A 20,657-nucleotide genomic window follows, 5' to 3' on the forward strand; every position below is an offset into this window, starting at 1 on the left:
GCACAAGTGAATGAAAATGTCAAATTTTATATAATACCATAATAATTATATTTGAGTCAATAAGTAAAAGTTCCTTTTATATATATTTTTTTGCTTTTACTTATTGATGATTTTGTTAGAAAAATAGTACAGGCGGAGAAAGGAGGCATATCCACTTATTTTTAAGCATAAAATGTAAAATCGCTAATACAATATACCTAAATCCGTTCTTTGCAAAGGAGGGAGAGAAGGTGGGGCGCACAATAAAAATTGATATTACAAATAAAGTTGTAGCTAAATTTAGGCCAGATTATTTGGAATTATATACGAGTAAATTTATGATAGGTAAGTTTTATGTCTATACTGAAGGTAAACAATATGTGTTAGAAGACGGATATATATATGAAGACGGAAAGTTTTATCGCATCATAGATACGCACCGTGGCAATAATCAAGTGGCGGAGGGCTGCGATCTAGGATGGTGTTAACATGATTCGTGTGAAAGTGTTTGATGAAAGTCACGAAAAAGACTTAGAAGACGCTGTAAATGTTTTTTTGAAAAAGATTGATGATAGTAACTTTGTAGATATTAAGTACCAAGTCGGTGTTTCTATTAATGATGACGAAAACCAAATTTATTGTTTTTCAGCAATGATCGTTTATAAAACATAAAAAAGAGCTGGGTGAGCCAGCTCTTTTTTATGTTTTATGTTGGGACAACATGTGTCGGTAATACGTTCATAATAGATTGGGTTGTGCCTAATTGTTTTGTAGTTAAAAGAGGCTCCCCTGTCTGATGATTTTGGGCATCTTTACACATACCAAGGTGATAACGATCACCTAAAAATGGATCAATATAAAAACCGTTTTTGAATACTTTATCATTCGGATGTTTTTCATGGTGAATGTCAGAGCAGTTAATGCAATAGAACATAGCTTTCATCCCCTTTTTATTTTTGTTTGAAAAAGTGAGTCGGTAGTCATTTCGCTCCTGAGGAAATGTTGAGGAGAAGAGAAATAACTACCTACTCAAATGGTGGGCATATTCCTTCTGATTTTTCATATCTCGCGTAGTGTCCCTGAGGGAAGGAGGAGAGACGAAATACGCATGATATACGTAAGGCGCTTCTTTCAAGATGAATGATGGAGTTTCATATTGAGAAAAGTTTTTATTTTTTATTGCCTTTGTGAGTATATTATGAGGGAATGCTCAGAGGGTGTTTGTCCTGTTGAAAAAATGTTGAGAATTTCTCAACAGTAAAAAAGAGTTAGCGTTGACATGAAACTAAAAGGTGTTATATTATCTAAGTGTAACCAAAAGGTGTTATATTTGATTGCCGAATAAAGGAGAATGAAAATGGAACAACAAAATACATTAACTGACATTAAACAAACGATCGTTTTTAACGCGTCTATTCAAAAGGTGTGGAATGTAGTATCAACTGCAGAAGGGATTGCCTCATGGTTTATGCCAAATGATTTCGTATTAGAGGTAGGACATGAATTTCATGTACAATCACCATTCGGACCATCACCATGTAAAGTATTAGAAATCGATGAGCCAAATCACCTATCTTTCTCATGGGATACAGATGGCTGGGTTGTTTCATTTCATCTGAAAGACCTAGGAGATAATAAAACAGAATTTACGTTAATTCACGGCGGCTGGAAACACCCTGATGAAATTCTTCCGAAAGCGAATGCGAAGAGCTCTATTATTCGCGACAGAATGAGCGGAGGCTGGGTAGCGATTGTAAATGAAAAACTGAAAAAGGTTGTCGAAGGCTAAGTGTCCTCATCAGCAGCGAAATATGATGTGTTTCAAGCAATTGCTGATCCAACCCGCCGAGAAGTAATACGGTTATTAAGTGATAAAGAGTTACCGATTTCCAAAATAACGGATCATTTTCCGATGAGTCGTACTGCGGTTGTAAAGCACCTTCATATTCTTTCAGAAGCGAATTTAGTAAGCGGAAGAAAAAGCGGAAGAGAGAAAATATATCGCTTGCATCCAGAACCATTAGAGGAATTACAACAGTGGCTCTCGTATTATGAACGTTTTTGGGATAATAAATTGTCCATGTTGAAACATATTGTGGAGAATGAGGAGTAAAAAGAGGATGACCATTTTGGTCATCCTCTTTCTTATTGCTCACTCGTTTGTGTAGCGGGCTTTAATAAAAGCCAAGCGATAATTAATGTACATACTGCCAATACAAAAGTACTCATATAAATGACGTGTACACTTGATGCTAATGCGGATTGCGATTCGGTTACTACGTTTGTTGTAGTACCTCCATGTCCGCCAGATACAAGATCAAGGTTTTTAATACCACGTGCGTGAATCATCGTATTGAAGATTGTACCGAATATTGCCGCACCTAACGTTTGGCTAAATGTATTAATAAATGTGTTTAAACCAACGGCTGTTCCGCGTGTATGAGCTGGTACGGCTGCTTGAATTGTTACCATGTAAATCGGTGTTACAAGCCCCATTCCTAAGCCGAATAATCCGACTGCCACATAAATAAGGAACGATGGTGAGTTTGTTGATAATGTAAATAATAAGAATGTAGCGACTGATAAAATGCTAGCCCCAAGTAAAATGATTTGTTTCGTTTTTAATTTTCCTACTAAGTTACCAGAGAAAATAGCGCCAAATGTCCACATAACAGGGATTGGCATTAAAATAAGTCCAGCTTCTGTCGCATTTTTTCCTAATACTCCTTGGCTCCAAATTGGAAGGTACATTGTAATACTAATAATCATTGCGCCAGCAATAAGCGTTAATATATTAATCGTAGATAATGTACGGTTAGAGAAAAGTGCTAGCGGAATTAATGGTTCCGGAGATTTTTTCTCGATGAATAAGAAAATAAGGAATGAAACGACGGCGAAGATTAATAGGCCGATAATTGTTATGTCTCCCCAGTTTTGCTTACTGCTACCTGTTAATAACGCGTATAGTAGAGCAATCGTACTTAATGAGAAGACTGTTGCACCAAGATAGTCGATATGGTGTTTAGCAGGCTTAATAGATTCTTTGTAGTAAATGGCAATCATTAAGCAGGCAATAATTCCAAATGGAACGTTTAAGAAGAAAATATAACGCCAAGAAAGAGAATCAACTAAAAATCCACCTACTAACGGTCCGATAACACCAGATACACCCCAAACGGCACTCATCCAGCCTTGTGCTTTCGCGCGGTCTTTCGCTTCGCTATATAAGTCTCCAATAATCGTCATTGTGATCGGCATAACAGCACCAGCACCGATACCTTGAAGAGCGCGGAAGAAGATTAATTGTTCCATCGATGTAACGACACCGCAAAGTGCAGAACCGATTAAAAAGATTGTAGCTCCGATAAGTAAAACCTTTTTACGGCCGAATAAATCAGCGAGCTTTCCGTATATTGGAGTTGAAACCGCTGTGGCAAGCATGTAAATTGCATAAACCCAGCTAACAAGTTCAACGCCGGATAAATCACTCGTTATACGAGGGATTGCTGTACTAACAATCGTTCCTTCTACCGCAGAAAGAAACGTCATTAGCATTAAAGACATCATGACTTTTTTTCTCATATGTTTTCCCCTTACCCTTTTTCAAATATTCAACAATATAAAATATAAAGGTACTAAGGTAAATAAAGCAACAAAAAAGCAATGGGAAGTTAGCTGGAGCGTATATTTGTCGTTTTTTGTCGGTAAGTCGATATATTTGAAAAATCGCCGATATAAGTTGCAGAATCGCTGATATATTTGAAAAATCGCCGATATAAGTAGTAGAATCGCTGATATAATTTCATGTACCTATAAAAAAGAAACAGGAATCCCTGTTTCTTTTTTTAATACTTCATTTTCGCGTTTTCTCCAGCTGTCGTTCCGGCAATTCTACCAGTAACGAGAGCAGATGTAATATTATAGCCACCAGTATAACCGTGAATATCAAGAACTTCTCCACAGAAATATAAGCCGTTTGTGAATTTAGACGACATTTCTTTCGGATTAATTTCTTTAACGGATACACCGCCGCCAGTAACGAATGCTTTTTCAATTGACTGCGTACCATTTACATTTACAGTAAATTCTTTAAAGTCTTTCACAAGTGCACGAATCTTCTCATGAGAAACTTGTCCAGCTTGCTCGCTGCCATCAATTTCATTTTTTTCTAATAAGAATAGGAAGTAACGCTCAGGTACATAACCTTTTAAAACGTTTTTAATTCCTTTTTTCGGATCTTCTTTCATTTGTTTCAGCATGCGCTGGAATAGTTGTTCACTATTTTCTTCTGGCAATGCATCGATGCTCATTTGCACTGTATTCGTTTTGAACTTCTTCAGTGCTTTTACAACGAATTGACTACAGCGAAGGGCAGCAGGACCAGATAGGCCGAAATGAGTGAAAAGCATGTCCATTTTGTGAGAAATGATAGCTTTTCCTTTCGGGTTTAATACGCTTAAGTTTACGTCTCGTAAAGCGAGGCCTTGCAGTGAACGATCTCGAATAAATGGTTCGTTTGAAAGGATTGGTACTTCTGTTGGGAATAATTCTGTAATTGTATGACCAGCTTTTTCTGCCCAAGCATATCCGTCTCCAGTAGAACCAGTTTGAGGAACAGATTTTCCGCCAACAGCGATAACGACGTGATTTGTTTCTAACACTTCGCCTGTTTGCAGTACAACGGCTTTCGTTTGACCATTTTCATATTCAATCGTTTCAACAGGTGTATTCGTGCGGATCTTTACACCTAAATCTTTTAATCGTGTTAAAAGTGCGTCTACTACCGATTGGGCTTTATTTGAAACAGGGAACATGCGGCCATGATCCTCTTCTTTCAGTTTTACACCGAGATTTTCGAAGAATGTAATAATATCTTCATTATTAAAAATAGAAAAAGCGCTGTATAAGAAGCGGCCATTTCCTGGTATATGTTTAACGATCTCATCAAGTGGTAGACGGTTCGTTACGTTACAGCGGCCGCCACCAGAAATCGCAAGTTTACGCCCTAGTTTATTTCCTTTATCAAGAAGTAAGACGCTTGCGCCTTCTTCTGCAGCACCGATTGCAGCCATTAGCCCAGAAGGCCCGCCGCCGATGACAATAACATCATAATGCATAATATATCGACCTCATTTTCTACATTTCCTGCCTAAAAGAATAGCATGTTTTCCCTTAAAAGAAAAATAGAGTGAAGTACTGCTTAAGGAGAGAATTGTGGTACAATACAAAAGTTAGAGTTCAGCACTATCCTGCTATTTGTGGGCCATAGGACTAAAACCTTATGAGTTAGGGGAAGTCTAATAGTTCTCGAATGCTCGAATAGTTCAATTTATTATAGTTTCACTTTACCCCGCATTAACGGGCAGTAAGACTCCCACCTTAAAGTTTGCTTAGGTCAAAGAAGTAGGTGGGAGATTAACTGCCCCTAAATGCCCGATTGGTTCAACTAATAATCAGTGGGGAAGAACACCCCACTGATTAAAGTTTCACTTTATGTAGATGTAGGAGGATTTTTGTATGTCCGATTCGAAATTTCTGCGCGGAACGCTTATCGTTACGTTAGGGACATTTTTAGTGAAGTTCTTAGGCATGATTTACGTCTTTCCGTTTCATGCATTAGTAGGGACAGAAGGCGGAACGCTCTATACATATGGATACATTCCATATACTATCTTTTTAAGTATTGCAACGGCAGGGGTGCCGCTTGCTGTTTCAAAATTCGTTTCCAAATATAATGCGCTTGGCGATTATAAAACGAGCCGGAGAATGTTCCGCTCGGGAATGGTTATGATGATAGTAACAGGAGTTCTTTCATTCCTAGTACTGTACATGACGGCGCCGTTGTTTGCAGAAGCAATGCTTGGTAAACAAAGTGTACACAGTAATATAGGAGAAGTTACGACGATTATTCGTCTTGTAAGTTTTGCGCTTATTGTTGTACCGGCAGCGAGTTTAATTCGTGGTTATTTCCAAGGTCACCAATCGATGGGACCAACTACTGTCTCGCAAATTATTGAACAAATTATTCGTATCGTCTTTTTATTAGCGGGTAGTTTTATCGTTATTAAAGTACTTGGCGGTACAGTTGCAACAGCAGTTGGGGTAGCGACATTTGCTGCATTCGTTTCAGCAGTTGGAGCGCTCGGTGTACTCATTTGGTACTGGCTAAAACGTAAAAAACATTTGGATCAATATTTAATTGAACAAACTGCACCAGAATCGACAGTGAGTACTGTTCAATTATTTAAAGAATTATTTGCATATGCGATTCCTTACGTTGTAATTGGGTTAACAATTCCTTTATATCAACAAATCGATACATTGACATTTAACTCAATTATGCAAGCGATTGGTCAAGGAGATATTGCAGAGCGAGCGCTCGGTATTTTCACAATGTGGACGCATAAATTAATTATGATTCCTGTATCACTTGCGACAGCGTTTAGTTTAACGCTCGTACCAGCGATTACAAAATCATTTACTGAAAAGCAATACCGTTATTTAAAGTTACAGATTACACAAACATTCCAGGCAAATATGTTCTTAACATTGCCAGCGGTTGTCGGTATTTCATCACTTGCCTATCCGATTTATACTGCATTTTACGATTCAGATCCATTAGGTGGACAAGTATTAATGTGGTATGCACCGGTTGCGTTGTTATTTGCTTTATTTACAGTAACAGCGGCAATTCTGCAAGGTATTAACCAACAAAAGCATGCGATTATCGCACTTATAATGGGTGTTATTTTGAAATTTGTATGTAACGTAATCTTTATTCGTTATTTCGGTACAGTAGGGGCGATTCTAGCAACAGCTGTTGGTTTCCTAGTCTCTGTTTGGTACACAAATCAACAAATTAAAAAATACGCACACTATTCATTCGGTGTTGTATATAAGAGAACATTCCAAATTGCAGTATTAACACTTGTAATGGTCGTTACTGTGAAATTATCACAATGGATTCTATCCTTCATGATTTCACCGGATGGCCGAATGGGCGCTCTTATTACGGTTGCGATTTGTGCAAGTATTGGTGGTCTTGTTTACGGATTGTTAGCAATTCGCACAGGAGTACTTGAAAGAGTATTCGGCGGAGAAGCGTTAGAGAAAATCCAACGTAAACTTGGCAATAGATTCAAAATAAAGTTGAAATCAAAAGGGGCGTAATTACGTCCCCTTTTCTATGATAAATAAAGAAGGTGAAGAACGTGAGATTAGATAAATTATTAGCGAATATGGGATATGGAAGTAGAAAAGAAGTAAAGAAATTATTGAAAGACGGCGTTGTAAAAATTGATGGCATATCAGTGAAAGATGCAAAGGTTCATGTAAATGTAGAAGAACAAGAAGTTATGATTCACGGTGAAGTTGTGGAATATAAAGAGTTTGTTTACTTAATGATGCATAAACCACAAGGCGTTATTTCAGCGACAGAAGATGATAATCATGAAACGGTAATAGATTTATTAGAGTTAGAAGATGCGATTTTTAATCCGTTCCCAGTGGGAAGACTTGATATTGATACAGAAGGTTTCTTATTAATAACAAATGACGGGAAGTTATCACATCAATTGTTATCTCCGAAAAAGCATGTGCCGAAAAAATATTATGCACATGTTGCAGGAGTAGTAACAGAAGAGGATGTAAAAGAGTTTGCTAAAGGTGTTATTTTAGATGATGGCTATGAAACAAAGCCAGGTACACTTACAATATTAAAAAGCGATGATATTTCTGAAATCGAGCTTGTCATTACAGAAGGAAAATTCCATCAAGTGAAGCGTATGTTTGAAGCGGTAGGGAAAAAAGTAGTCTACCTAAAGAGAACAGAGATGGGGCCGTTAGTGTTAGATGAAGAGCTAGAACTTGGACAATACCGAGAGCTAACAGATGAAGAAGTAGAGATGTTAAAAACATATCAAGTAGATACTGAGAAATAGTACTATTTTTAGGCGCAGAAAAGACCCCTTTCTAATGAGTTAGAAAGGGGTATGTATTTATTTACATACAATTATTTTTCGTTATGAGGTCATTCTCACTTTCTTTCCTGTTGTTGTCCACTTACCGCGGCAAGGGCTATACACGAGTTCATTAAACTGCAACACATTTAGATCACGTTGTATCGTTCGCGGTGTGATCCCGAACTCATCTACAAGGTCTTTCGTCGTTACCGTTCCGTTTTCATTGATGTACATATAAATTGATTTAATGCGTGTTAGCATACGAGTAGTTGTAGGTTTCAAGAGAAAACCACTCCTCTACTAGTTTTTTTGACCCCATTCAGGAAAGAAGGTCGTTACTACCATTGTACTCTACATGATAAAATTCATGCTTTAATCTACTTAAATTTTACAGAAATTTAACAAATATTCATATAGAAAAATATTGGTAGTTGACATTGTATATATGGTCAGTCAACTAACACATAAAATTCTACGTAAAACGCCAAATTCCTGCAATTTTTTTTAGAAAAATAAAAGAAAAACTAATAAGAAATATCTGAAATATTACAATTGTTCGGTATTTGGTTTTCGTATATGGCATAAGAGATTTCGGTTTGTTATGATGAAAGAAACAATATAGTGAAGGATGGATGCGTGATGTCAGCAATTAATTGGACAGAAGAAGTTGCAAAACGAAAAGATGATTTAATTCGTGATACGCAACAATTTTTACAAATTAAAAGTGTATGGGAAGAAGAATCGGCGAAAGAGGGCGCACCATTCGGTGAAGGTGTAGAAAAAGCTTTATCTTTCATGTTACATAAAGGAGAAACGGAAGGTTTTACTTCTAAAAATTTAGAAGGGTATGCAGGTCATCTTGAAATGGGACAAGGAGAAGAATTAGTAGGTATTCTTTGTCACGTTGACGTTGTACCAGAAGGCGATGGCTGGACGACTCCTGCATATAGTGCAGATATTCGTGATGGAAAGATTTTTGCACGTGGTGCAATTGACGATAAAGGCCCAACGATGGCAGCTTACTATGCGATGAAAATTGTGAAAGAATTAGGATTACCTCTTTCAAAACGCGTTCGTATGATTTTAGGAACAGATGAGGAAAGTAATTGGAAATGTGTAGATCACTACTTTAAAAACGAAGAAATGCCAACAATCGGTTTTGCGCCAGACGCGGACTTTCCAATTATTAATGCAGAAAAAGGAATTTCTGATATACAAGTTGTGCAAAATGGTAGTGAAGAGAAGAAAGGTACATATGAACTTGTTTCATTTGAGTCAGGTCGCCGTTTAAATATGGTTCCTGATTTTGCAGAAGCGGTTGTTACAGGAGAGGATGTAAGTGCACTTACAGTAGCATATGAAGAGTATTTACAAACTGCTAAAAAAATAGGTGAAGCAATTGTAGAAGGTAATACAGTAACGTTGCAAATTAAAGGGGTTTCAGCTCACGGATCTACTCCAGAGAAGGGCGAGAATGCAGGTTTATTACTGGCAAACTTCTTAACGAAAGTTGCTCTTGATGGAAAAGGGGCTTCGTTTGCAACATTTGTAGCAGAAACATTTATTGGTGATATTTATGGTGAAAAGGCTACTATCGCTTATAAAGATGAGGTTAGTGGTCCGTTAACAGTGAATGTTGGTCGCCTTTCTTATACGAAAGAGAATGGTGGTAATTTAGGATTAAACGTACGTTACCCAGTTACGACTAACTTTGAAGAAACGATTGCAAAGTTAAAAGAATATGTGGGTACTCATGGATTTGAAGTGGCTGATTATTCGAACTCTCGTCCGCATCACGTTGATAAAGACCATGTATTAATTCGTACGTTGCAGCGCGTATATGAAGAACAAACAGGTGAAAAAGCAGAACTATTAGCAATTGGCGGTGGTACTTACGCTCGTTCGTTAAAAGCTGGTGTTGCATTTGGCCCATTGTTCCCTGGAAAAGAAGAACTTGCGCATCAAAAAGATGAGTATATTGAAATTGAAGACTTATTAAAGGCAACAGCAATTTACGCGCAAGCAATTTATGAATTAGCGAAGTAATGGATATATAAATAATAAAAGACCGTCCCGATACATACTTTGGGACGGTTTTCTATTACGTGCCGTTTGTTGGTAAGCAGCTGTTCCTTGTCGAAATGTAGATATCATTTCATCTATTAACGCGACCTGAACTTGGTTAGACTTGTAGGGAAGTTGGATTCTTTTTAATGGAATGAGATAAGAAAGAAAAGCAACAATAGAAAGAAGGAGAAGATGTACATGGAACTGCATTATTTTGTCGCAATTACGTTACCAAATCATATAAAAGAAGTGCTGTCTAACTATAAAGAGGAAATGCAAGAGGAATTACCATTTCGTTCATGGGTACATAAAGAAGACTATCATATTACCCTTTCGTTTTTAGGTAGTGCGACAGAGGAACAATTAGAAGGAATAAAGAATGGATTACAAGCACTTATAGAAATGAAAGAACTATTGTTCACATTACAAGGATTTTCAACGTTTGGTATGGAAGACAGGCCGCGTATTTTTTGGGCAAAGGTAAGCGAAAATCAAGATTTGTTTCAATTGCAAAAGCAAGTACACGTTATGTGTGAAGAGAATGGATTTTCTTTAGAAACGCGCCCGTATCATCCGCATATTACTGTTGCCCGTAAATGGGTAGGAGAAGAAAAGTTTGATTTAGAACATATAAAGGAAGTGCCTGAAATATCATTTCAAGCGGATACGATTACTTTATACGAATCTCATGTAAAGGAGACACCGAAATATAAAGCAATTGCTGAAATAAAATTACAAAAATAGAATGTATGAAAACGTTTTTTATACAGGTGAATATACTATAAAGAACAATGTGTTACTGTATAGGGCTTCGTTGATAAGAAAAGCCTTATCATTTGCAGCTCGTTTCATTTTAACTTTAAGAATGATGGTGATTTTTTTATGTTGAAAGTAAAACGTCCATTTGATGCCTATTTAGATGAAATGAATAAAATTACAATTTTGCTCCCACATGCGTATGGAACAAGTCGGACATTTCGTTTGCAAGAAGGAAGTAACGTGAAAGATCTACCGATTGCTCATACAATTGCGCTTCCGGATGCAACGAAGTATGAGTGCTTTATAGAAGAGCCGCTAGATGTGGGGAAGTATTATACAGTACGAGATGAACGGAATGAAGAAACAGATTTACAAATAGGTGCTGTCATAAGAACAGCGATTTTCGATGAAAAGTATTATTACGAAGGTACAGATTTAGGGGCAGTGCACCAAAAGGAAGCAACTACATTTAAAGTATGGGCTCCAACTGCGAGGCTTGCGAAAGTACGAATTTATAAAAATGATAAAGAATATACAGATTACGAAATGTACAGAGAAGAAAATGGAGTTTGGGCTCATACATTGCACGGTGATTTAGCAGGGGAAAAGTATACATTTCTTGTTTGTATAAATTTAATATGGAACGAAGCTGTGGATCCTTATGCAAAATCAGTGACTGTAAATGGGAAGTACGGCGTTGTTATTGATTTGGAAAAGACGAATGTAGCAAAGCGAGGGCAATTACCACCATTACAAGCAATGACAGATGCCATATTGTATGAACTGCATATTCGTGATGCTACTATTCATCCGGGCAGTGGAGTGAGTAAAAAAGGAACATATAAGGGACTAATGGAAGAAGGAACGACAGGGCGAAATGGGACGTTAACAGGTTTGTCTCATATAAAAGATTTGGGTGTTACACATGTTGAACTATTACCTTTATATTGTTTCGGTGGTGTAGATGAGGCAAACCCTTCCTCTGCATATAATTGGGGTTACAATCCATTATATTACAATGCGCCAACGGGATTTTATGCTACAAATCCCTCTGACCCGTATAACAGGATCGTAGAGTGTAAACAGCTGATTGAAACATTTCATGAGCATGGCATTAGGGTGATTATAGATGTTGTATATAATCATGTGTATGAAAGAGAGCTCTCATCATTTGAAAAGCTTGTCCCAGGATATTATTTTCGTCATGGTGAAAATGGTATGCCTTCTAATGGGACGGGAGTCGGAAATGACATAGCATCTGAACGGAAAATGATGAGGAAATTCATTGTAGAGTCTATTTTATATTGGCTTACGGAGTACAATGTTGATGGATTCCGGTTCGACTTAATGGGAATTTTAGATGTTGATACAATAAATATAATAGAAAAAGAAGTGCGAAATATAAAGCGAGATGCACTGCTATTAGGAGAAGGATGGGATCTACAAACACCACTTCCTCCAGAGGAAAAGGCAACGTTAAATAATGCAAAGAAAATGCCGCATATTGCGCAATTTAATGATCAATTTCGTGATGGGATAAAAGGGAGTACCTTTCATATAAATAAACGTGGTTTTGCATTTGGTGGGTATGTAGACTGTAATCATTTGCAATATATTGCATCAGGAAGCCTTTTGAGTATGAAAGAAACAGGTTTGTTTCTAGAGCCTGTGCAAAGCATTAACTATGTAGAATGTCATGACAATATGACGATGTGGGATAAACTAATGCGCAGTAATGAAGAGTCGGAAGAGATTTTGAAAAAACGTCACCTGCTAGCAACTGCAATGGTGATTCTGTCGCAAGGCATCCCTTTCTTACATGCTGGGCAAGAGTTTTATCGTACGAAGCAAGGAAATGAAAATAGTTATAATGCAAATGATGAAATTAATCAATTAGATTGGGATCGAAAAGAGAAAGAGATAGAGACCGTTAACTATATAAAAGGTTTAATTGCGATTCGTAAAGAGCACGGAGCATTCCGATTACAAAATGCAGACCTTATAAAAAAGCACATGACTTTTTTGCAAACATCTCCAGAAGTACTTGCATATCATTTAGAGCATGTAGAGTCGTTTGGACCGTGGAAAGAAATTGTCGTTTTATTTAATAGCAGTTTAGAAGCGAAAACGGTGCAACTTCCGAAAGAAGAAACGTGGCATGTGTTAGTAAACGAAAAGCAAGCTAAAATAGAGCCAATTTCTTCATTTAGAGGAAAGGAACTTAGGCTCGCTCCGATTAGCACGTATATATTGACGATAATGTGACAAATCGCTACTTGACGATGAGAATGTAATAAATGTAGAATTGACAAAGGTGACGATTTTGATAAGTTGTCATTCTATGGCTGGTTTTGTAAAATAAAATAGAGAGTTTTTGGCTTATGCCAAGTTTTCTTTTCATTTACAGTAAAATATATATGAATCCACAACATGTGTAGAAATGTTGCGGTTTTTCTTTTCATAACTATAAAAGATAAGGATTTGTTAACGGGTAATGAATATGGAATGGTTGGAACAATTATTAGGAAAAGAGTGGAGTCTTGTACCGGCTGGTGGAGTAACGGGCGATGCATATATTGCGCAAAACGGACAACAGAAGTTATTTTTAAAGCGGAATACATCGCCCTTTTTAGCGGTATTGTCAGCAGAAGGAATTGTTCCAAAATTACTTTGGACAAGAAGGGTAACGAACGGTGATGTAATTTCTGCTCAAAAATGGCTTCCGGGACAGAAGCTAGAGCCAGAGGATATGAAACTAGAACGTGTTGCGAAACTTTTGAAAAAAATACACTCCTCTAAAGCACTCGTGCAGATGATTCAAAGACTTGGGAAGCAGCCGCTTCACGCACAAGAGTTATTACAACAGCTACAACTCGTTTTAAGAGGAGATATAAGGGATGAGGAAACAATTCAGCAAGGTCTTCAATATTTAATGGATTCATTAAAAGATATTGAATACAATGAATTCGTTGTATGCCATTGTGATGTAAACCATAACAATTGGCTATTGTCGGATGAAGATGAGTTGTTTTTAATTGATTGGGATGGAGCTGTAATTGCTGACCCAGCTCTAGACCTCGGTATGTTATTATATTGGTACATTCCGCGCCAAGAATGGAGTGAGTGGCTCGGTTACTATGATATTGAAATGGATGAATCGCTGCTTAAACGTATGAGATGGTATGTGATAGCACAAACGATTTTGTCTATTCAATGGCATACAACAAAAAAGCAGCAAGCAGAAGCTGAATATTGGCATCAATATTTACAGCAACTACTTGCTTCAGAGTAATACTTAAGAAAAATTGTCCATTCCAGCAATCCACTGAGTAAGTTGTTCTTGATTATTGGAAATGTGGTTGTCCAAATTAGAGGAAGATTTACCCGATTGACTATAAGAATATACATCGTTTAGCATTGCTTTAGCGTCACTACTTATATTATCGTTTGCGAGTAACGATTGAATGAGACGCTCTAATTGCTCGCATTCAGAAACTGTCCCGCAACAATCACTTTGGTGATTGACTAAAATATCTTTCAGCACTTCTAATTGATGTTGTTGATTAATTGGCATGAACGGATCATCCTTTCGATTGTTTTTCTCTTCTTAGAAAAGTAAGAGAAAAAGCTGTTTCGTCATGGAATGTTTAATGCTGTATGTAGTTTTTATCAAAATGGTATATCTTATACTTGAAAGAAACGGACCGAGTGCTCGTACGTACTTGGTTTTTTGTTTGGTAGATTGATTAAAAACAGAAAGAAGGAATTATTCCTTTAAAATAGCTATGTAAAGAGAGGGAAACATCTATGCGTTTAAGACATAAACCATATGCAATGGATCGAATTAATGAGTATTCACATATCGTAATCGGAAACCCAGAGGAGCGCGCTGGTAACTGGAAAGAAGTATTTGGAAATGAGCAACCCATTCACATCGAAGTAGGTACAGGTCGTGGCCGCTTTATGTATGATATGGCAAAAGCGAATCCACATATTAATTATATTGGAATTGAAAAATTCACAAGTGTTGTTGTAGATGCACTGGATAAATTAATTGAAGAAGAATTACCGAACTTAAAGTTAATTAATAAAGATGCTGAAGATTTAACAGTTTTCTTTGCAAAAGGTGAGATTGATCGCGTTTATTTAAACTTCTCAGATCCATGGCCAAAGAAACGTCATACGAAGCGTCGTTTAACGTACAAAACGTTTTTACGCAATTATGAAGAAGTGTTAGTAGAAGGCGGAGAAATTCATTTCAAAACAGATAACCAAGGTTTATTTGAATATTCTCTTATGAGTATGGCGGAGTATGGTATGTTACTAACTTACTTAAGCTTAGATCTTCATAACAGCGACTTTGAAGGTAACATTATGACTGAGTACGAAGAGAAATTCTCTAGTAAAGGTCATCGTATTTACCGAGTAGAAGCAAAATATCGTACAGAGCCTATGCAGTAATGCATAGGTTTTTTGTATCTAAAATAATCAGAATTTTATGTTAGTATTAAAAGAAAAGGGGGATGAAAAATGGAACAGTTACAAGTTGGAGATATAAAAGTGACGTGGTTAAAAGGTGGGAACACACATTTAGACGGAGGAGCAATGTTTGGCGTTGTGCCGAAAGTACTTTGGTCACGTAAATATAAACATAATGATACAAATCATATTTATTTACGAACAGATCCGTTACTTTTACAAACGAAAGATGGCAACATGCTCATTGATTCCGGAATAGGAAACGGTAAATTGAGTGAGAAAATGAAGCGAAACCAAGGTGTAACAGAAGAATCATCGGTTTATGAGTCATTAGAAAAACTAGGATTAAAGCCTGAGGATATCCACTACGTTTTAATGACGCATCTTCATTTTGATCATGCATCCGGCTTAACAAAATGGGAAGGGGATCACCTTGTGCCAGCTTTTCCGAATGCGAAAGTTTACGTAAGCGAAACAGAGTGGCATGAAATGAGGAACCCAAATATTAGATCCCGTAATACATATTGGAAGGAAAATTGGGAGCCGATTGTAGACCAAGTTATTACGTTTCAGCAAGAAATAGAAATTACAGATGAAATAAAAATGGCACATACAGGCGGTCATAGTGATGGACATGCAGTTATCGCTTTAGAAAGCAAAGGAGAAACAATGCTGCATTTAGCAGACTTATTGCCGACGCACGCCCATCAAAATGTATTATGGGTAATGGCTTATGATGATTATCCGATGACATCCATTGAAAATAAGCAAAAGTGGATGAAGTATGGCACTGAAAACGATGCTTGGTTCACTTTTTATCATGACGCGTATTATCGCGCAGTAAAGTGGAATGAGGAAGGTCATATCGTAGAAAAAATAGAACGGAAAACGGGTATAGAAGCATAAAAATGGGAGGGTGTTCCAGCAGTCTGTTGGAGCAGTCTCATTTTTGTTGTCGTTTTTTGTCGGTAAGTCGATATATTTGAAAAATCGCTGATATAATTTGAGTTACGGTCAATATATTTGAAAAATCGCTGATATATTTGGAGTTGCAGTCGATATATTCGAAAAATCGCCGATATAATTTCAATCATTATCTGCAATTAAAAAATAAGAGGTTCACCTAATGGGAACCCTCCTGTTTATGCTGCTATAACCTCTAAAACAGTACCTGTTTTAGCATCAACTAAAAATTCAAATCGTTCTTGTATATCATTTAACATCGTTGTAAGACCGCCGCGATACACTTCATACGCGACATCATATTTTTCAAATGTCTCTGGAACCATATGTACCCAAGAGCCAGTAATTTCACCTTTATGACTTAATGCTTGTTTTACCATTTTCAATGCTTTTTCTGAAGAAATATGGGATTGTTCTTGTACTTTGTTTGCAACAAGATAACCAGCTGCGAACCCAACGCCAAGACCTGCTACTAAACCTTTCCAGCTCATATATTCACCTCAATTCTATAAAATAAAAATAGTGTACCGATAATAATTATAAAGCAAATACAGCTAAAAAAGAAGAAACTAGAAACATTTCGAAAATTTCGTTACAATAAAAGAGGTATTCTACTAAGGTTTGAAAGAAGGGGACTTCGTGAATAAAGAGACATTACAATTATTTCGTACGTTAACAGAATTACAAGGTGCATCAGGTTTCGAACATGATGTACGCCGTTTTATGAAGCAAGAATTAAGCAAATATGCAGATGAAATTGTACAAGACGGTTTAGGTAGCGTATTTGGTCTGAAAAAAGGGGATGAAACTGGCCCGCGTGTTCTTGTAGCAGGTCATATGGATGAAGTAGGTTTCATGGTTACGCAAATTACGAAAAACGGAATGCTTCGTTTTCAAACTTTAGGCGGCTGGTGGAGCCAAGTACTATTAGCTCAGCGCGTTCAAGTTATGACGAAGAATGGCCCTGTTATTGGGGTTGTTGGTTCTATTCCTCCTCATTTATTAAGTGACGCGCAACGTGCAAAACCGATGGATATAAAAAATATGTTAATTGATATAGGCGCAGATAGCTATGAAGATGCGATTGAGATTGGTGTAAAACCAGGACAACAAATCGTGCCAATCTGCCCGTTTACGCCGATGGCAAACGAAAAGAAAATTATGGCGAAAGCTTGGGACAACCGTTACGGATGTGGCCTTGCAATCGAATTATTAAAAGAATTAAAAGACGAAACATTACCAAACACATTATACTCTGGTGCGACTGTACAAGAAGAAGTTGGTCTTCGCGGTGCACAAACTGCTGCAAATATGATTCAACCAGACATTTTCTATGCGCTTGATGCAAGCCCAGCTAACGATGCATCTGGTGACAAAACACAGTTCGGTCAATTAGGAAAAGGTGCTCTTCTTCGTATTTATGACCGTACGATGGTAACGCATAGAGGAATGCGCGAATTCATTTTAGATACAGCAGAAACACATAACATTCCGTACCAATACTTTATTTCGCAAGGTGGTACAGATGCGGGCCGTGTACATACAAGTAACTCAGGTATCCCATCAGCAGTAATTGGTGTTTGCGCACGTTACATTCATACACATGCTTCTATTTTACATGTGGATGATTATGCGGCAGCAAAAGAGCTAATTACGAAGCTTGTAAGAGCAACGGATAAAACGACGTTAGAGACAATTAAGAATAACGCGTAGAGAAGAAGGGCGAAAAACCCTTCTTTTTTTAGGTTGAATAGATGCTCGAGCGATGTATGGTAGCGGTTAGTGCTTAATTGATTCTTGCACGGGGGATTAAAACCCCGGGTAGGAAGTGAGAGTAAGGTTGCTTTTTGGTTCGAGGTCCGCAATGTTGTGAGAAAAACTCTTCTTTTTAGAGTGAAGAGACAAACAAGCGATGTGTGGTGGCCGTGCATTCGTGTATAAAGAACAATTTGATTAAGGGAAAATGATAAATTTTTATAGAGGTGAATGAAATGAAAGTAGTAGTTGGATCTAAGAATAAAACGAAGGTTGGAGCTGTGGAGAAGGTTTGGAAAGGTGCTACAATTACATCTCTTTCTGTTCCTTCAGGGGTAGCAAACCAGCCATTTTCAGATGAAGAGACGATGCAAGGAGCGATCAATAGAGCGAAGCAAGCACTAGAGGAAGGGGAAGCTCAAATTGGCATTGGACTAGAAGGCGGCGTAATGAAAACAGAGCACGGTTTATTTATGTGTAATTGGGGCGCGCTAGCAACAAGTGATGGTAAAACATTCGTTGCCGGCGGGGCACGTATTACGTTACCAGATGATTTTTTAGCACCTCTTGAAGGTGGTAAGGAGTTAAGTGAAGTGATGGAAGAGTTTGTACAGAGAAAAGATATTCGTAGTCATGAAGGTGCGATCGGTATTTTTACGGATGATTATGTGGACCGTACGGAATTATTTGTACACGTTGTTAAGTTACTTGTTGGGCAATATAAGTATGATGAAAAGCAAGCATAAACCTTGCACCGTGCGCGATGTATGGTAGTATAAAAGAAAGATTATAACATGAAAAAATGCACTCGTTAGAGGAGGAAATATAGATGAAATCATTAGAAAGCATGGAGCAATTCCAAGAGTTAAAAAATGAAGAGAATGTAATCTTTATGTTCTCAGCAGAATGGTGTCCAGACTGCCGCTTCGTAGATCCATTTATGCCAGAAGTAGAAGAGAAATATAGTGATTTCTCATTTTACTATGTAGATCGTGATGAGTTTATTGATCTATGCGTAAAATTAGACGTATTTGGCATTCCGAGCTTTGTAGCGTACAATAAAGGTGAAGAAACAGGTCGCTATGTAAACAAAGATCGTAAAACACAAGAACAAATCGAAGAGTTCATTGAAGGTTTAAAATAAGGCAATTTGCCAATTGAATTGTAAAACAACCTCTACCTTCGCGGGGGAGGTTATTTTTTTGGAAGGGAGGAAAAAGAGATGAAGATGACAAGTAAAAAGATGAAAGACGAGTTAATGAAGAGATTATCTCGCCCGGAATGGGACTTTCAGTATGATAGTGAGAAAGAAGTTCTACGTATAGAACAGAAAGACTCAAAAAAAGGTATTAACGTATCGCTTCCAGGAGTTGTAGCAAAATGGGAAGTGAATAAAGAAAAGGCGATTGAAGAGGTTGCCTATTACGTACAAGAGGCGTTAATTGCGATGCATAAGGAAGAAAATAGCGCGGCGAAAATTTTACCTGTTATTCGCTCTACTTCTTTCCCGAAACAAGCAGAAGAAGGAAATCCGTTTATTATGACGGATCATACGGCGGAAACACGTATTTACTATGCGCTAGATTCGAATAAAACATATCGTCTCATTGACGAGCGTTTATTACAAAAATTAGGGCTTACAGAGCAACAAGTACGTGAAATGGCATTATTCAACGCTCGCTCATTAGGTTATGAATTTAAACAAGACACAGTAGCAGGTAATACATTCTACTTTTTAAACACAAATGATGGGTATGATGCGACTCGTATTTTAAACGAATCGTTACTACAATCGATGCGTGAAAAGATTTCTGGTGACATGGTTGTTGCTGTTCCTCACCAAGATGTGTTAATTATTGCTGATATCGTCAACGAAATCGGTTATGATATTATTGCACAAATGACAATGAAATTTTTTGCCGAAGGGCATGTTCCGATTACATCACTTTCATTCGTATATGAAGATGGGGACTTTGAACCAATCTTTATTTTAGCGAAGAATCGGAAGAAGAAAGATGGAAAAGAGAAAGGATGAACGAAGTGAACGTTTTTTACAACCTTGAAGGAATTGGTGACACTCTAATTGTTGCCTTACAAGATATTACTTTAGAGAACCGTACTTTTGATCGCAAAGGAGATGTTGCACGCGTATATGACCGTGAAAGCAACGAAACAGCAGGATTCAACATTTTTAATGCATCTTCTTACTTAGAAGTAAAAGAAACAGGTAACCTTACATTAACGAAAGAGCTTGTAGAAAAAATCAATGAAATTTTAGCGAAGAACGGCTTTGAAGAAACAGTAGAAGCTGATCTTTCTCCAAAATTTGTTGTAGGCTATGTAGCTGAAAAAGAAAAGCATCCAAATGCTGATAAGTTAAACATCTGTAAAGTAGAAATCGGTACAGAAACATTACAAATCGTATGTGGTGCACCAAACGTTGATGCAGGACAAAAAGTTGTCGTTGCAAAAATCGGCGCTGTAATGCCAAGCGGTATGTTAATCAAGCCAGCTGAGCTTCGCGGAGTTCCTTCTGCTGGAATGATTTGTTCAGCACGTGAATTAGAGCTTCCAGATGCTCCACAAGAAAAAGGTATTCTTGTATTAGAAGATAGCTTTGAAGTTGGACAAGAGTTTAAATTTTAATTGGTATAAGAAAAGAGAGGTTGTCCTTTTGGGCAGCCTCTCTTTTCT

Annotated in this window: 23 protein-coding genes; 17 read left to right on the forward strand and 6 right to left on the reverse strand. The window is 37.4% G+C overall.

The window, feature by feature from the left end; genetic code table 11:
• Positions 1-230 precede the first annotated feature (230 nt).
• Positions 231-467 carry a DUF2553 family protein gene (locus LMD38_RS03340; protein ID WP_228920179.1) on the forward strand — a complete coding sequence of 79 codons (237 nt, stop codon included), beginning with the start codon at positions 231-233 and terminating at the stop codon, positions 465-467.
• A gap of 1 nt (position 468) precedes the next feature.
• Positions 469-651 carry a sporulation protein Cse60 gene (locus LMD38_RS03345; RefSeq protein WP_000621752.1) on the forward strand — a complete coding sequence of 61 codons (183 nt, stop codon included), beginning with the start codon at positions 469-471 and terminating at the stop codon, positions 649-651.
• A 34-nt stretch (positions 652-685) separates the two neighbouring features.
• On the opposite strand, the gene LMD38_RS03350 is transcribed toward LMD38_RS03345, so the two are convergent.
• On the reverse strand, positions 686-913 hold the full coding sequence (locus LMD38_RS03350; protein WP_000498992.1) for a DUF3973 domain-containing protein: 228 nt from the start codon (positions 911-913) through the stop codon (positions 686-688).
• A gap of 423 nt (positions 914-1,336) precedes the next feature.
• Between LMD38_RS03350 and LMD38_RS03355 the strand changes: the two genes are divergently transcribed.
• Both LMD38_RS03355 and LMD38_RS03360 read left to right on the forward strand, forming a co-directional pair.
• Positions 1,337-1,768: an SRPBCC family protein gene (locus tag LMD38_RS03355; RefSeq protein WP_000437775.1), complete on the forward strand. Its 432-nt coding sequence runs from the start codon at positions 1,337-1,339 to the stop codon at positions 1,766-1,768.
• On the forward strand, positions 1,769-2,092 hold the full coding sequence (locus LMD38_RS03360) for an ArsR/SmtB family transcription factor (protein ID WP_000098837.1): 324 nt from the start codon (positions 1,769-1,771) through the stop codon (positions 2,090-2,092).
• Positions 2,093-2,124: 32 nt separating this feature from the next.
• On the opposite strand, the gene LMD38_RS03365 is transcribed toward LMD38_RS03360, so the two are convergent.
• Together LMD38_RS03365 and LMD38_RS03370 are read right to left on the reverse strand one after the other, a co-directional pair.
• Positions 2,125-3,561, reverse strand: coding sequence for an MDR family MFS transporter (locus tag LMD38_RS03365; RefSeq protein ID WP_001227998.1), 1,437 nt, complete (start codon positions 3,559-3,561; stop codon positions 2,125-2,127).
• A 263-nt stretch (positions 3,562-3,824) separates the two neighbouring features.
• Positions 3,825-5,096, reverse strand: a complete 1,272-nt coding sequence (locus LMD38_RS03370) for a BaiN/RdsA family NAD(P)/FAD-dependent oxidoreductase (protein WP_000558888.1) — start codon at positions 5,094-5,096, stop codon at positions 3,825-3,827.
• A 400-nt stretch (positions 5,097-5,496) separates the two neighbouring features.
• Here LMD38_RS03370 and LMD38_RS03375 point away from each other — a divergent pair, with 400 nt between their 5' ends.
• Together LMD38_RS03375 and LMD38_RS03380 are read left to right on the forward strand one after the other, a co-directional pair.
• Positions 5,497-7,149 (forward strand): putative polysaccharide biosynthesis protein, encoded by a 1,653-nt coding sequence (locus tag LMD38_RS03375; protein ID WP_062822639.1) that lies wholly within the window; start codon positions 5,497-5,499, stop codon positions 7,147-7,149.
• 41 nt (positions 7,150-7,190) lie between these two features.
• Complete coding sequence (locus LMD38_RS03380; protein WP_062822640.1) at positions 7,191-7,919, forward strand: pseudouridine synthase; 729 nt, start codon at positions 7,191-7,193, stop codon at positions 7,917-7,919.
• Between the two features lie 81 nt (positions 7,920-8,000).
• Here the strand turns inward: LMD38_RS03380 and LMD38_RS03385 are convergent, their stop codons facing one another.
• Positions 8,001-8,222, reverse strand: a complete 222-nt coding sequence (locus LMD38_RS03385) for a DeoR family transcriptional regulator (RefSeq protein ID WP_000805512.1) — start codon at positions 8,220-8,222, stop codon at positions 8,001-8,003.
• Between the two features lie 357 nt (positions 8,223-8,579).
• On the opposite strand from LMD38_RS03385, the gene pepV reads away from it, so the two are divergent.
• The 4 genes from pepV to LMD38_RS03405 all read left to right on the forward strand — a co-directional run bounded on the left by pepV (position 8,580) and on the right by LMD38_RS03405 (position 14,058).
• Positions 8,580-9,986, forward strand: coding sequence for a dipeptidase PepV (pepV, locus tag LMD38_RS03390; RefSeq protein ID WP_062822641.1), 1,407 nt, complete (start codon positions 8,580-8,582; stop codon positions 9,984-9,986).
• A gap of 219 nt (positions 9,987-10,205) precedes the next feature.
• The gene (gene thpR, locus LMD38_RS03395) at positions 10,206-10,751 is read left to right on the forward strand and encodes an RNA 2',3'-cyclic phosphodiesterase (protein ID WP_062822642.1); all 546 of its coding nucleotides are present in this window, start codon (positions 10,206-10,208) and stop codon (positions 10,749-10,751) included.
• Positions 10,752-10,889: 138 nt separating this feature from the next.
• A complete protein-coding gene (pulA, locus tag LMD38_RS03400; RefSeq protein ID WP_062822643.1) occupies positions 10,890-13,031 on the forward strand; it encodes a type I pullulanase in 2,142 nt (713 codons plus the stop codon).
• Positions 13,032-13,260: 229 nt separating this feature from the next.
• The gene (locus LMD38_RS03405) at positions 13,261-14,058 is read left to right on the forward strand and encodes a phosphotransferase family protein (RefSeq protein ID WP_001055736.1); all 798 of its coding nucleotides are present in this window, start codon (positions 13,261-13,263) and stop codon (positions 14,056-14,058) included.
• Positions 14,059-14,061: 3 nt separating this feature from the next.
• Here the strand turns inward: LMD38_RS03405 and LMD38_RS03410 are convergent, their stop codons facing one another.
• A complete protein-coding gene (locus LMD38_RS03410) occupies positions 14,062-14,340 on the reverse strand; it encodes a YtzH-like family protein (protein WP_001122234.1) in 279 nt (92 codons plus the stop codon).
• Positions 14,341-14,573: 233 nt separating this feature from the next.
• Here LMD38_RS03410 and trmB point away from each other — a divergent pair, with 233 nt between their 5' ends.
• Together trmB and LMD38_RS03420 are read left to right on the forward strand one after the other, a co-directional pair.
• Positions 14,574-15,227 (forward strand): tRNA (guanosine(46)-N7)-methyltransferase TrmB, encoded by a 654-nt coding sequence (gene trmB, locus LMD38_RS03415; RefSeq protein ID WP_001239380.1) that lies wholly within the window; start codon positions 14,574-14,576, stop codon positions 15,225-15,227.
• 69 nt (positions 15,228-15,296) lie between these two features.
• Positions 15,297-16,151: a YtnP family quorum-quenching lactonase gene (locus LMD38_RS03420; protein ID WP_062822644.1), complete on the forward strand. Its 855-nt coding sequence runs from the start codon at positions 15,297-15,299 to the stop codon at positions 16,149-16,151.
• A 236-nt stretch (positions 16,152-16,387) separates the two neighbouring features.
• Here LMD38_RS03420 and LMD38_RS03425 read toward each other — a convergent pair whose 3' ends face one another.
• Positions 16,388-16,699, reverse strand: a complete 312-nt coding sequence (locus tag LMD38_RS03425) for a PepSY domain-containing protein (protein ID WP_000118543.1) — start codon at positions 16,697-16,699, stop codon at positions 16,388-16,390.
• A 148-nt stretch (positions 16,700-16,847) separates the two neighbouring features.
• On the opposite strand from LMD38_RS03425, the gene LMD38_RS03430 reads away from it, so the two are divergent.
• From LMD38_RS03430 to ytpR, 5 genes are all read left to right on the forward strand, one after another.
• Entirely contained in the window at positions 16,848-17,921 is a 1,074-nt protein-coding gene (locus LMD38_RS03430; RefSeq protein WP_001031515.1) for a M42 family metallopeptidase, read from the forward strand.
• Positions 17,922-18,199: 278 nt separating this feature from the next.
• The gene (locus tag LMD38_RS03435) at positions 18,200-18,709 is read left to right on the forward strand and encodes a DUF84 family protein (RefSeq protein WP_016718693.1); all 510 of its coding nucleotides are present in this window, start codon (positions 18,200-18,202) and stop codon (positions 18,707-18,709) included.
• A gap of 83 nt (positions 18,710-18,792) precedes the next feature.
• Positions 18,793-19,107: a thioredoxin family protein gene (locus LMD38_RS03440; protein WP_000838188.1), complete on the forward strand. Its 315-nt coding sequence runs from the start codon at positions 18,793-18,795 to the stop codon at positions 19,105-19,107.
• Between the two features lie 78 nt (positions 19,108-19,185).
• Positions 19,186-19,998: a DUF1444 domain-containing protein gene (locus tag LMD38_RS03445; RefSeq protein WP_062822645.1), complete on the forward strand. Its 813-nt coding sequence runs from the start codon at positions 19,186-19,188 to the stop codon at positions 19,996-19,998.
• A complete protein-coding gene (gene ytpR, locus LMD38_RS03450) occupies positions 19,995-20,609 on the forward strand; it encodes a YtpR family tRNA-binding protein (RefSeq protein ID WP_001006759.1) in 615 nt (204 codons plus the stop codon). The genes LMD38_RS03445 and ytpR overlap by 4 nt, the downstream gene beginning before the upstream one ends.
• Positions 20,610-20,657 lie beyond the last annotated feature (48 nt).

The organism is Bacillus pacificus (assembly GCF_020861345.1).
In the GTDB taxonomy this organism is placed as follows: Bacteria; Bacillota; Bacilli; order Bacillales; family Bacillaceae_G; genus Bacillus_A; species Bacillus_A pacificus.

Excerpts from the sequence above, each read along its gene's own strand:
- LMD38_RS03425 (WP_000118543.1), bottom strand. The coding sequence starts at position 16,699 with ATGAGCTGGAAAGGTTTAGTAGCAGGTCTTGGCGTTGGGTTCGCAGCT.
- LMD38_RS03440 (WP_000838188.1), top strand. The coding sequence starts at position 18,793 with ATGAAATCATTAGAAAGCATGGAGCAATTCCAAGAGTTAAAAAATGAA.
- ytpR (WP_001006759.1), top strand. The coding sequence starts at position 19,995 with ATGAACGAAGTGAACGTTTTTTACAACCTTGAAGGAATTGGTGACACT.
- LMD38_RS03345 (WP_000621752.1), top strand. The coding sequence starts at position 469 with ATGATTCGTGTGAAAGTGTTTGATGAAAGTCACGAAAAAGACTTAGAA.
- pepV (WP_062822641.1), top strand. The coding sequence starts at position 8,580 with ATGTCAGCAATTAATTGGACAGAAGAAGTTGCAAAACGAAAAGATGAT.
- LMD38_RS03405 (WP_001055736.1), top strand. The coding sequence starts at position 13,261 with ATGAATATGGAATGGTTGGAACAATTATTAGGAAAAGAGTGGAGTCTT.
- thpR (WP_062822642.1), top strand. The coding sequence starts at position 10,206 with ATGGAACTGCATTATTTTGTCGCAATTACGTTACCAAATCATATAAAA.
- LMD38_RS03410 (WP_001122234.1), bottom strand. The coding sequence starts at position 14,340 with ATGCCAATTAATCAACAACATCAATTAGAAGTGCTGAAAGATATTTTA.
- LMD38_RS03435 (WP_016718693.1), top strand. The coding sequence starts at position 18,200 with ATGAAAGTAGTAGTTGGATCTAAGAATAAAACGAAGGTTGGAGCTGTG.
- LMD38_RS03350 (WP_000498992.1), bottom strand. The coding sequence starts at position 913 with ATGTTCTATTGCATTAACTGCTCTGACATTCACCATGAAAAACATCCG.
- trmB (WP_001239380.1), top strand. The coding sequence starts at position 14,574 with ATGCGTTTAAGACATAAACCATATGCAATGGATCGAATTAATGAGTAT.
- LMD38_RS03355 (WP_000437775.1), top strand. The coding sequence starts at position 1,337 with ATGGAACAACAAAATACATTAACTGACATTAAACAAACGATCGTTTTT.
- LMD38_RS03370 (WP_000558888.1), bottom strand. The coding sequence starts at position 5,096 with ATGCATTATGATGTTATTGTCATCGGCGGCGGGCCTTCTGGGCTAATG.
- LMD38_RS03420 (WP_062822644.1), top strand. The coding sequence starts at position 15,297 with ATGGAACAGTTACAAGTTGGAGATATAAAAGTGACGTGGTTAAAAGGT.
- LMD38_RS03375 (WP_062822639.1), top strand. The coding sequence starts at position 5,497 with ATGTCCGATTCGAAATTTCTGCGCGGAACGCTTATCGTTACGTTAGGG.
- pulA (WP_062822643.1), top strand. The coding sequence starts at position 10,890 with ATGTTGAAAGTAAAACGTCCATTTGATGCCTATTTAGATGAAATGAAT.
- LMD38_RS03445 (WP_062822645.1), top strand. The coding sequence starts at position 19,186 with ATGAAGATGACAAGTAAAAAGATGAAAGACGAGTTAATGAAGAGATTA.
- LMD38_RS03365 (WP_001227998.1), bottom strand. The coding sequence starts at position 3,561 with ATGAGAAAAAAAGTCATGATGTCTTTAATGCTAATGACGTTTCTTTCT.